Annotated in this window: 14 protein-coding genes; 10 read left to right on the top strand and 4 right to left on the bottom strand. The window is 64.7% G+C overall.

Annotation, left to right across the window (positions count from 1 at the left end):
- Window positions 1-311, bottom strand: a 311-nt coding sequence (locus tag K2X24_RS00770; protein WP_292493762.1) for a hypothetical protein, incomplete at its 3' end; no start/stop codon positions are given.
- 356 nt (window positions 312-667) lie between these two features.
- Here K2X24_RS00770 and K2X24_RS00765 point away from each other — a divergent pair.
- The 8 genes from K2X24_RS00765 (at window position 668) to K2X24_RS24335 (ending at window position 6,856) form a co-directional block, all read left to right on the top strand.
- Complete coding sequence (locus tag K2X24_RS00765) at window positions 668-1,171, top strand: hypothetical protein (protein WP_292493760.1); 504 nt, start codon at window positions 668-670, stop codon at window positions 1,169-1,171.
- A complete protein-coding gene (locus tag K2X24_RS00760) occupies window positions 1,168-2,463 on the top strand; it encodes a phage major capsid protein (protein WP_292493758.1) in 1,296 nt (431 codons plus the stop codon). The genes K2X24_RS00765 and K2X24_RS00760 overlap by 4 nt, the downstream gene beginning before the upstream one ends.
- Complete coding sequence (locus K2X24_RS00755; protein WP_292493756.1) at window positions 2,463-3,005, top strand: HK97 family phage prohead protease; 543 nt, start codon at window positions 2,463-2,465, stop codon at window positions 3,003-3,005. The genes K2X24_RS00760 and K2X24_RS00755 overlap by 1 nt, the downstream gene beginning before the upstream one ends.
- A gap of 1 nt (window position 3,006) precedes the next feature.
- Complete coding sequence (locus K2X24_RS00750; RefSeq protein WP_292493755.1) at window positions 3,007-4,254, top strand: phage portal protein; 1,248 nt, start codon at window positions 3,007-3,009, stop codon at window positions 4,252-4,254.
- Window positions 4,255-4,465: 211 nt separating this feature from the next.
- The gene (locus K2X24_RS00745) at window positions 4,466-5,386 is read left to right on the top strand and encodes a hypothetical protein (protein WP_292493753.1); all 921 of its coding nucleotides are present in this window, start codon (window positions 4,466-4,468) and stop codon (window positions 5,384-5,386) included.
- A 163-nt stretch (window positions 5,387-5,549) separates the two neighbouring features.
- Window positions 5,550-5,756 (top strand): hypothetical protein, encoded by a 207-nt coding sequence (locus K2X24_RS00740; protein WP_292493751.1) that lies wholly within the window; start codon window positions 5,550-5,552, stop codon window positions 5,754-5,756.
- The gene (locus K2X24_RS00735; RefSeq protein WP_292493749.1) at window positions 5,753-5,947 is read left to right on the top strand and encodes a hypothetical protein; all 195 of its coding nucleotides are present in this window, start codon (window positions 5,753-5,755) and stop codon (window positions 5,945-5,947) included. The genes K2X24_RS00740 and K2X24_RS00735 overlap by 4 nt, the downstream gene beginning before the upstream one ends.
- Before the next feature lie 498 nt (window positions 5,948-6,445).
- Window positions 6,446-6,856, top strand: coding sequence for a DUF2335 domain-containing protein (locus K2X24_RS24335; RefSeq protein ID WP_366934418.1), 411 nt, complete (start codon window positions 6,446-6,448; stop codon window positions 6,854-6,856).
- On the opposite strand, the gene K2X24_RS00730 is transcribed toward K2X24_RS24335, so the two are convergent.
- The 3 genes from K2X24_RS00730 to K2X24_RS00720 form a co-directional block, all read right to left on the bottom strand.
- Window positions 6,792-7,172, bottom strand: coding sequence for a hypothetical protein (locus tag K2X24_RS00730; RefSeq protein ID WP_292493747.1), 381 nt, complete (start codon window positions 7,170-7,172; stop codon window positions 6,792-6,794). The two genes, K2X24_RS24335 and K2X24_RS00730, sit on opposite strands and share 65 nt — an antisense overlap.
- A gap of 713 nt (window positions 7,173-7,885) precedes the next feature.
- Window positions 7,886-8,200: a hypothetical protein gene (locus K2X24_RS00725; RefSeq protein WP_292493745.1), complete on the bottom strand. Its 315-nt coding sequence runs from the start codon at window positions 8,198-8,200 to the stop codon at window positions 7,886-7,888.
- Window positions 8,200-8,847 carry a ParA family protein gene (locus K2X24_RS00720; RefSeq protein ID WP_292493744.1) on the bottom strand — a complete coding sequence of 216 codons (648 nt, stop codon included), beginning with the start codon at window positions 8,845-8,847 and terminating at the stop codon, window positions 8,200-8,202. The genes K2X24_RS00725 and K2X24_RS00720 overlap by 1 nt, the downstream gene beginning before the upstream one ends.
- Window positions 8,848-9,002: 155 nt before the next feature.
- Between K2X24_RS00720 and K2X24_RS00715 the strand changes: the two genes are divergently transcribed.
- Both K2X24_RS00715 and K2X24_RS00710 read left to right on the top strand, forming a co-directional pair.
- Window positions 9,003-9,359: a hypothetical protein gene (locus K2X24_RS00715; RefSeq protein ID WP_292493742.1), complete on the top strand. Its 357-nt coding sequence runs from the start codon at window positions 9,003-9,005 to the stop codon at window positions 9,357-9,359.
- Window positions 9,360-9,427: 68 nt separating this feature from the next.
- A complete protein-coding gene (locus K2X24_RS00710; protein ID WP_292493740.1) occupies window positions 9,428-9,580 on the top strand; it encodes a hypothetical protein in 153 nt (50 codons plus the stop codon).
- Window positions 9,581-9,910 lie beyond the last annotated feature (330 nt).

The raw sequence follows: 9,910 nt of genomic DNA, 5'->3' as shown, positions 1-9,910 counted from the left end.
CCATCGGGCATCGTGCGCATGTAGCTGAGGGCCGAGGCCGACCGGCGCGCCTGGATCTTGGCCTTCGCCTCCCGGGACAGGATCTCCCGCTCTTGGAGCGCGTGGAGGCCACGCACGGCCATGTCAGCGCATTCCTTGCCGTAGAGGCGGACCCACTCGGCGGCCCGGGTCTCTAACGCGCGATCCCGGGCTTGATAGAATTCAACACCAGCGATGCGGTCCGCCTCGATTGCCTCCATCGCTTCCACGATGAGGGAGCGAGCGCAGGCCCGGATGCTTGGGTCCACGTTGAGCGCATATGCCTTGGCCATCGGTGCGTACCCCGTCTCGTCGCCAGTGATGCTTGATGATGAGCAATCATAATCAATCACAGACTTAAATCAACACGACTGTAATATTGGAAATGTGTATCCAATGTAATTCAATGGCTGAACTTAGTCGTTGACTATCATTCCGCGCGTCGTCGTTCGAAATCCCGAAAACGCGATTTTTGAGTCTTTTCCCCACTCGCGCAGGAACGCTTGGTCAATCTGGCGCGCGCGACTGACTCGAAAAAAAAAGGGGGCCGCGTTCGGCAGCCCGAAACCATAATTTGAAATCAAATTTAATCAGATTAGACTCGTGCCAATAAAAATCCTATGACGGTTGAAATAGCCGAGAGGATGAAATGTACACGCTCGCTGCCGCCGCCGCGGTCATCGATCCCATGAACTCCGTTGCCCGCGTCGCGACGTTCCGGACTTGGCTGGCTCGCGGGATTATCCGGTACTCCGAGACCGATCAGGCACCGGCCCGGGCTGGCGTTGCCGGGCTTCTCAGCCGGCACCGGGTGATCCAACTCGCGATCGCCGCCCAACTCGTGGATCTCGGCTTGCCCCCGAAGGAAGCCGCCGACGTTGCGGTTGCCTTCTCCGATACGGCCGCCCCTCCGCGCTTCCCCGGGATCCTGTTTCCGACCGGCGAAACCACGCTGTGCGTGTGGCGTGAGGCCAGCGGGGAGATCCGGCGCCGAGTCCTGAACCACGCGGCCACGGATGGCCTGGATCGCATCCGCCAGCTGCTGGGCGGCGCGAAGCCTCTCACGGAGGCGCTGATCGTCATTGATTGCCGCGCGGTGCTGCACGGCCTGGAGGCCCTGATCGGGTCAAATTCCGAAGGAGACGTCCTGTGAAAATCCACGAACTTCGTGAGCAGAAGGCCAATCGCGTCGCTGAAATGCGCGGGCTGGTCGACAAGGCCGAAACCGAAAAGCGGGATCTCACCGACGGCGAGCGCGGCCGCTTCGACGCGCTGAAGGGTGAGGTTTCCGGCCTTGAGGTCCGCATCGGCCAGCGGGAGACCCTGGAAAACCTCGAGCGCCATGCCGAGGCAACGCCGGTTGGCGGCACTGGCGGCGTGGAGGCGCTGGAGGCGCGTTACAGCATCGGCAAAGCGATCGATGAATTCAGCCGCACCGGCCGCCTGACGGGCGCGGAAGGCGAGTTCGCCGCCGAGCGCCGCAGCGGCCGGAAGGACAGCTTCTCCGCTCCCGTGAGCCTGTTCCTGGGCGGTGAGCGCCGGTACGTGGGCACGCAGCAGCCGGCGGCCGGCCCTGGCGGTGCGCTGGTGGCGACCAATCTGGGCCCTCTGATCGATCGCCCCCGGCCGAATCTTGCGGTGGCGAAGCTCGGGGCGACCACGCTGACGGGTCTGACCGGAAACCTCGATCTGCCACGTCAGAAATCGAGCGGTACCGCGAAATGGGTGCCTGAGCATGGCCCCGCGACCGGCTCGGACCCGCAGTTCGAAAAGGTTTCGATGGGGCCGAAAACCGTCACCGGCAAATACGAAGTCACGCGCCGAATGATGATCCAGGCCCCGCAGATCGAGCAGGTGCTCCGGTACGATCTCGGGTTCATCCTCGCGCAGGCCCTCGATCTGGCCGCAGTGATGGGCACGGGCGCCAACGACGCGCCGCGCGGCATCAAGGGCACGCCCGGGGTACATCGGGTGCCGGGCGCCTTCGCTGACCCGCAGAAGCCCACCATCGCCGAGCTTGATGATCTCGTCGCCACCATGACGAGTCTCGTGGAGGATGCTGACATCGGCGGAAGCACGGGCTTCCTGGCGCACCCCGCCGTGAAATCGACCCTGAACCGCTACCGCGGCGCGGATGGGGCGCTGATCGGCGTGGCCGGAATCTTCAAGGGCGAACCCACCGCGTGGTCGACACAGGTTCCGGCCAATGGCGGAACGTCGACCAACCTTGCGCAGATATTCTATGGTAATTGGCCGGATTTGCTGGTCGGTTACTGGTCCAGCGTAGACATAATGTTGAATCCGTACGCTGCCGAGATGGCGGACCGGGGCGGCGCCTACTTGCACGCGTTCCTGGATGCGGACGTGGCGGTCCGGCATCCCGAGTCGTTCGTTTTCACCGACGACTTTCCGACCAAAGCCCTGGCGTCCTCGGTGATCCAGTGATGGAGAAGCGCGCGGCGACCATCGAAGTCCGAGCCATCTCGGCCGGGCGTAAGCTCGAAGGCTACGCCGCGCTGTTCGGGGCGGAGACCCGTATCAGCGACCCGGTGCGCGGCGCGTTCCGGGAAACCATCCGCGCCGGGGCGTTCGATGCATCGCTCCGGGCGGATGTGCTGGCGATCCGGGATCACGACCCGACCCGGCTTCTCGGCCGGACCCGAAGCGGCACGTTGCGGCTCGGGTCTGACAGCAAGGGACTCTCCTTCGAGATCGACCTCCCCGACACGAGCGAAGGCCGCGACACCCTCGCCCTGGCGGAACGCGGCGACCTGGGCGGGATGAGCTTTGGGTTCGATGTCCCGGCGGGCGGAGACACCTGGACCGGCGATCGGCGCGAGCTCCGGTCCGTGGTGCTTCACGAAATCAGTGTCGTGAGCCACTGGCCCGCCTATCCCGGCACGGTGATAGACGTGCGCGCCGGTCTCATCGATGCCTGCCTTGGCCCGCTCCTGGCCCGGCGTTGGCTCGAAACAGCGGGGGCCTGAGATGGGTTTCCTCTCCCGCCTCATGGGCCGTGAGCGCCGCGCTGCGCCGCCCCAAGCTGTCGCCGCCTCCGACCCGTACCTGATGCAGTTCCTCGGGTTCGGGCGCGGCACCACGGGTTTCGCGAGCCCGGAGCAGGCGCTTTCCAGCCTCGGGGTAGCCTCGCGATGCACGACCCTCATCGCGGAAAGCCTCGCGGCCCTGCCCCTCGTCGTCTATCGGCGAATGGACGACGGCGGCCGCGAGGAAGCCCGGGACCATCCCCTGTCCTCCGTCCTCAACGTCGCCGCCAACGACCGCATGCCGGCGTTCAATCTACGCGAGCTCCTCGTGCGGGACGTGCTCTTGGGCGGCAACGGATACGCCAAAGCGGCCTTCGACGGCCGGGGGCGGATCACCGCGCTCGATTACCTCCCGGCCCGCATGGTGGGCGTCGAGCAGCTTCGTACCGGCCGGCTGCGGTACCGCTTATCAGACCCGGTGCGTGGGACGGTGATCCTGACCGAGGACGAGACGGCACACCTGCGCTACGCGTCGCGGGATGGGATCTTCGGGGTGTCCCCCCTCGCTTGGGCGAACGGCGCCGTAGGGCTCGCCTTGGCACAATCCGCGCTCGCCACGACCCAGGCAGAACGCGGCTTTGTGCCGGAAGTCGCCTTCGAGACGGATGCTGCTTTCAACGACGACGACGTGGGCAACGCGGCGTTCGTGCGGATCAAACGCCAGCTCACGGATCGCTTGACCAGCATGCGGGAGAACGTGGCGCCGCTCCTCCTCGAAGCGGGACTCAAGGCTAAGCCGCTGGCGCAGTCGGGCCGTGAAGCCCAATTCCACGAGGCGCGCATGGCCGGCCTGGAGGACATCGCCCGGATTTACGGTGTGCCGCTCAGCGTCGTCGGCCTCGGGAATCACGCCTCCTACGGCTCCCTCAAGGAGGAGAGTCAGGCCTTGGTGCGGGACTGCCTGAGGCCGATGGCGGCGCGGATCGAGGCGCAGTTGAACCTGTCCCTCCTGAGTTCCGAGGGCCGGCGCCAATACCGGATCGAGCACGATCTCTCGGACCTCCTGCGGGGCGACCTTCAAAGCCGCCTGGAGGCCTACCGGACGGGCATCGATGCCTCGGTGCTCGCCCCGGAGGAGTGCCGCATTTGGGAGGGCCTCTCCTCACAGCCCGCGCCCGGTCACACCATCCGCGTGCCCCTGAATGCCAAACATGGGGCCGAGGCTCCGCAGGCACCGCCTGGAGCATAGCGAAATTCGAGGTTGCCCGGGTTCGCGCCACGGGTAGCGGCCAGCGGGCGGTGCCTAGAACACCCGCAGTCAGCAGCCAGCCATGCATCTGGTGGGCTGGAACTCCCGGCTTTGCGAGAGCCGCGGCGCCCACTCGACGGTGGCGGGAAACATCGAGAGCCGGCGGCCCAGTAGTTCGGGGGGCGCGGCCGGCATCATTCCAGGAGGCGTCATGCGAATCGCGGTGAAACACCAGCTTCAGCTTTACGACCCGGCGGACGCTTCGTTGCGCGAGCAGGAGGCCTACGTGCTTCCCGTGCGCGAGGCGCAGGCTGTCATGGGCGAGACCGTGGCAGCGTACCTCGCACGCGTGGAATGGCACTTCGATCTCCCGACCGTCTGCCGGGTGAACGGGCAGTTCTACGGACGGGCGGAGTGGGACGGCCTCGCCCTGGCCATGAACGACAACGTGGAGTTCGTGTCCCGCCCGCTCGGCGGGGGGGGCGGTGGATCGACTGCAAAAACGATCGCCTCCGTGGTCGCCCTGGTCGCGCTGACGGCGGTTGCCGGACCGGCTGGAACTGCCGCCGCCGCCGCACTTCAGGTCCCTGCCTTCGCATCGGCGGTGGTTGCGTCTGCGATCAGCGCGGCGATCGTCGGCGCCGGCGCGATGGCGATCTCCTACTTCCTCAAGCCCAAGAGTGGCGGCAAGACCAACGCGTCGGACGCCCTCTACACTTTCGGGTTTCAGGGCAACGCCGCACGGCCCATGCAGCCGATCCCCGTGCTGCACGGTCGCATCAAATTCGCGCCCGATTACGCCGCTCCGACTTACTCGGACGCCCTCGGCGACACCCTCACAGATTTCGGAGATTCCCGTGACTGCCCTTCACGTCTACGTCCGGCCGAACGCGGTTCACGTGCTCACAGATGGGCTACAGCGTGGTCCGGAAGGAGAGCTTTTGGGGCACGCGCAGAAGGTGCGGATCTTGGGGCATCTGCCAGCCATCGTGTCAGGGCGTGGGCCAAGCGAGTTGCCGGAGTTCTTCGCCGATCGCGCGACGTGGCGGTTCGCTACCTTCGACCAAGCCGTGGACGGCATGCTGGAGACGTGGCGCATCGCCCTGGCGCAGTACGAGGCTGCGCACCCTGACGCCCGGTCTCGGCCCAACATGGTGATACTGGCCGGATGGTCGGAGGCTCGCGGCCGCCCGGAATGTTGGGTGGTCGACTCCAACAGAGAGGACGCTGGCGCCCTACAGGTGATGAACTCCTGCGCGCCCTCGTCCCCGGATCTAATGCGAAAATTACCGGAAATGGGACTGACCAGCGGCATGGCGTCGTTCGATCCGGTGAAGGATGGCCTACGGATCATGCGGGCGCAGCGGGATCTGCGCTTCCCCCATCCGATCACCGGAGCGCCGGGGCAGATCGTCGGCGGCTTCTGCCAAATCTCAACCGTGGGGGCCGGCGGCGTCGGCACACGCGTAATGGAACGCTGGCCCGACGACTTCGCCTCATGAGAGGCCTCTACTCCGCCACCGTGATGCGGATGCCTCCGGGAGATCGAAGGCCGCTCCTGCGCTATCTGGTGAAGCAGCATCGCGACGCGCTCGCGACCCTCGATATCGACCATCCTGGTGCGCGCCGTCACATCGCAGCGATTGCACGGATCGAGCGTGTCGCCCGCCTCGTGGGTGCCGGAAGCCTTTAACCCCGTAGGACTCCCCACCCATTCGAAGTAATTTCGAGCCGCCGTCGAGCGTCTTTTACGGGGCCTCGCGGCAGCTTTTCTCGTTCCATGGTTTGCCCCTCGCGCGAGCACTTCACGAACACTTCGAATCCGGTTCCATAATCGCCCTTACGCGATTGGCAGACTGAAATCTTCCACCGCGAAAGAACTCGCTCGGAGGCGTCCAAAATGTACCGAACGCCGCTAGAATTCGCCGAACCGTACGCAGAATTCGCCCAATTCGAGTCATTGACGGTTCACGCGAAAAGCGTACATCACGGCTTATGAGCAGGTACGCATTCAGCGCCGCCAAGCGGAGAACACGTCTCGGCAACCTCATTGCCGGGGTTGGCACCCTTGCGTCCATCTGGCCAACCGTGACGGTTGCCACGCGCTATCCGAACCGCACCGACTTCGAAGCACTCCGCAGCGATGGCGAGCAGATTGGAGCGGATATGCGCCGCGTGATCGATCGCGAGCGTGCGCGTGTCCAGACGTCCCAGGGGTAATTTACCCGCTCGGCAGAAGCCAGAGAATGAGCCTGGGCGGCCGACGCTTATCGAAGAGCGGCAGTTCTGGCAGGGGCCTTTGCCTCCACCCGCAACCCTGGAGCAATTCCGCGAGATCCTACCGGATCTGCCCCGGCAAATTGTTGAGCAATGGCGGGAGGAATCCCAGCATCGCCGGAAACTCGAAGAAAGATCCCTTGAAGGCAACCTGCGCACTGTTCGCTTGGGACAGATTGGTGCGATTGGTTTCGGCCTAACATCCCTTGGGGTTTCGGGTTTGGGGTTTTGGCTCGGGTATCCCGTTGAGGCGTCTGCCATCACGTGCACGACCGTCGTTGGGGTAGTGGGAGCTTTCCTCTACCAGCGGAAGAAAGCCGAGTAGGAAGCGCCTCGACCGCTCCTCCTCTTCCTTCCGGTAAACCACTTGTATTCGTGCCCGTTCGGCGCTGAACCCCACCCCCTGAGCCGCGGAGCTCGAGCCAGGACGTCCACGCCTTGCTGATGATGCGCACGATGTTGGTGTCGTTCCGGTAGCGCGACAGGCGGCGCTCCTGCACCGTCAAGAAACCAAGGACTCGCGCCTGCCGGATCGCCCGCTTCACCGTCGACTCGCTCACGCCAGCAAGTGCCGCCACGGCGCCGATCGCCATCATGCAGGCCTTACGCTTGGTGACCTCGAACGCGATCACGGCGAGCACTGCTTGCTCCCCGCTGGTGAACTTCGCGGCGATGGCAGGGGGCATCCGACCGGCGGCTGCCCATCGGCGGGACCGCTCCCGTGCCTCGGCTCGCTTGGGGCAGGGCGGGCGCCTCACGGAAGGCGGACGGAGAGAGGGCGGTTCCTGAGGGGTCTCCTCCCATCTGAGGACACCCCCCATCGCTACGCGCGCGGCGTGCGACGTTCCCCGCCGGGCCTCGATCACCACCGATAGGCTTTCGGCTTCATCGTCGGTCACCTGCCCGGCAGCGTGGGCGGCCCACAGCGCACGCGAGACGTCATCGAGCGCGTCGCGGGCGCACGTCCCGATGGCCGCAGCCATTTCCTCTACAAGCATCGTCCTCGGTCCCATGCGGGCCGCAGGTAGGCTCAGGACACGACTTCTCGACGCGAGAATTGGCGTTCTCGCTTGACACCCGAGGGCGCCGTATGGCTTGTGAGGGATTGTTCAGTGGCCTCACAGGCCCATCGATTTCGCGGCCCTCCAGATTGGCGTCTGGGGGGCCGTAGTCGTTTCAGGGGCTGTCTATCTCGCGGCGGTGATCTCTCCTGACCGGCGGCGACTCGCGAACGAACCGTCGCCGGAATTAAGCATGTCGCGTGCTGAGCCCGGCCAAGTCAACGCTGGGCCGCCAAATTTCTTCGCATGCGCCATTCAAGACACCATCTTGCGTCTATCATGCGATGAGAAATCTAGTCGCGATCTAGCGCAGCGACGGCAATTTCGACAGCCTCGGCGATGGTGATCCGTCGCTTGTACGCGATGCGCCTAAGGGCCTCGTGCGTTTCCGGCTTGATCCTCGTGGCGAAGGGCTCGCGGCCTGTCCTGCGCAGCGTACGGCCGTCAATCTTGCCCGGATCGAATGCGGGCTCCGGCGGAGGCGCAGCATTATCCTCGGCTGGAGCAACGGTAGGCGACTCGGTTGCCGCCTCGCTGTCCTGTGCAGCCATCATCCGCGCGACGGTCTCTGCGTCCATGCCGGCGCGGTTACGGGGCTTCGAGGCCATCACAGCGACTCCAGGCGGGCACGCACAGCGGCGGCAAGGGCGACGAATTCCAGACCGGACGGCGAATCAGCCGGTACCGCCTCGCCCACGGACAGGGCATCAGCAACGACGGCTCGGAGAGAAATCGCCGGGCTAACCGGCTCCGTCAAACCTGCGAGGGTTCCGACCACATCGCGGCCAGATCCGGTCCGGCGATCCACTCGAGAGGGCACCACCAGAATGTCGGGCCGCCCACGGCCGCCAGCCTTCCGGTGCCGCCGCACGATCCCGACCGTCTCGGCCGCGCCGCGGATATCCAGCATGCTCGCGCCCGTTGGGATCAGCGCCACGTCCACGATCGCGACCACGGCGCCGAACGCGGCTCCGAGCGCGCCCGGCGCGTCGATGACGACGAAGTCTGCATCCTGCGACCGCACAGCCTTCGTCCAGGCGGCAACGGCCTTAGCCTCGACCTCCTCGAGGAGGAGGGAAATTACCGGAAAATCCAGGGCGCCGAGCTCGCCCACGGCCAGCGCGTGCCCGGCCGGATCCGCGTCGAGCACCACCACCCTGGCCCCGTCGCGCGCAAGCACCGCCGCGAGGTTGAGAGCGATCGATGTCTTACCGACGCCGCCCTTGGTCGACGCCAGCCCGATCAATTTTGCCATTCCTCAATCTGCCCGCCTGATAACCGCCAGAAACCTGCATGGCGGTTTCTTTCATGCCTATTTCATTTCGGCAAATTGCGGTTAACGATGGGCGGCCAGGGAAACGGCTGGAACCCGCTCCCCTGGCCTAACCATCAACGTCGGAAGGGACGCCAATGGCTACTCAGGAACATACCCCCCTGCATCTTTTTGAAATGCTCTGCTGGGATCGAAATTCCCCGGACGAGGAATGGAGGCAGGGTTTCGATTATGGGAGTGTCGTCGCACGCCACGAGATCCCCGATCGATCCGAATTGCTCAGGCTCGTAGCTGCTGCGGACCGCGGGCGTCTGGATTTCCTGGAGGAGATCAGCAGGACAGATTTCATCGGATCTAGCCCGGCTGCAAACGCACCGCTCACCTTCATCGAAGATCTTTTATTTGGTGCAAATGCAGGTGGATTTCATGGAGATTTTGGCCGCGCTTTCTGTGCTGCATTTAGATTAGCAGCCCACTTACGCCGTCTGCACTAGGCCAGGGCGTTACGTAAAATTTAATTCGGCATGGCGAAGATCATACGGAATTTTCGTTGAGGCTCGCCATGTCGATCCAGGTGTTCTTTCGGGGCGTGCTGATCGGGACTGCGCTTCGGTCCGGCGGCACGATCTATGTGCGATCAGCCGAGGGCGCCCCGATCGGAGCCGTCGCCGATTTCGATGCAGCGGCGGCGCTGCTCATGCGGAGGATAGCTTGATGAGGCGCGAACGCAGCTTCAAGGCAGGTCTGAACGGCTTGGCGCGGCGCAAGCTTACGGTTTCGGGCTATCTCTTTGGGTCTCAGCCAATCGTGGAGCTTCGTATCCTCGATCCTGAGCACAAGTCAGACCGCCACATAGATCTGAGCCTACCCCAGGCTCGCCAAACGCTTCGCCTGCTACTCGATGCCATCAAGGCCGCCAGCGACGTAGCCCGCCACGACGGGACTTCCTTATCATCCGCCGATCGTGAGTCCGGCGGGGAGACCCAAGCGGATGTCAGACGGCAAGCGGAAGCCTAAGAGCCAAGACGCTGGCGAGGTCACCAGC

The sequence above is a fragment of the Methylobacterium sp. genome (assembly GCF_019750675.1).
Lineage (GTDB): Bacteria > Pseudomonadota > Alphaproteobacteria > Rhizobiales > Beijerinckiaceae > Methylobacterium.
Note: the sequence above shows the minus strand (reverse complement) of the source record. Positions and strands in the feature narration are given on the sequence as shown.

Excerpts from the sequence above, each read along its gene's own strand:
- K2X24_RS00715 (WP_292493742.1), top strand. The coding sequence starts at position 9,003 with ATGGCTACTCAGGAACATACCCCCCTGCATCTTTTTGAAATGCTCTGC.
- K2X24_RS00755 (WP_292493756.1), top strand. The coding sequence starts at position 2,463 with ATGGAGAAGCGCGCGGCGACCATCGAAGTCCGAGCCATCTCGGCCGGG.
- K2X24_RS00740 (WP_292493751.1), top strand. The coding sequence starts at position 5,550 with ATGGGACTGACCAGCGGCATGGCGTCGTTCGATCCGGTGAAGGATGGC.
- K2X24_RS00710 (WP_292493740.1), top strand. The coding sequence starts at position 9,428 with ATGTCGATCCAGGTGTTCTTTCGGGGCGTGCTGATCGGGACTGCGCTT.
- K2X24_RS00725 (WP_292493745.1), bottom strand. The coding sequence starts at position 8,200 with ATGGCCTCGAAGCCCCGTAACCGCGCCGGCATGGACGCAGAGACCGTC.
- K2X24_RS00735 (WP_292493749.1), top strand. The coding sequence starts at position 5,753 with ATGAGAGGCCTCTACTCCGCCACCGTGATGCGGATGCCTCCGGGAGAT.
- K2X24_RS00745 (WP_292493753.1), top strand. The coding sequence starts at position 4,466 with ATGCGAATCGCGGTGAAACACCAGCTTCAGCTTTACGACCCGGCGGAC.
- K2X24_RS00750 (WP_292493755.1), top strand. The coding sequence starts at position 3,007 with ATGGGTTTCCTCTCCCGCCTCATGGGCCGTGAGCGCCGCGCTGCGCCG.
- K2X24_RS00720 (WP_292493744.1), bottom strand. The coding sequence starts at position 8,847 with ATGGCAAAATTGATCGGGCTGGCGTCGACCAAGGGCGGCGTCGGTAAG.
- K2X24_RS00765 (WP_292493760.1), top strand. The coding sequence starts at position 668 with ATGTACACGCTCGCTGCCGCCGCCGCGGTCATCGATCCCATGAACTCC.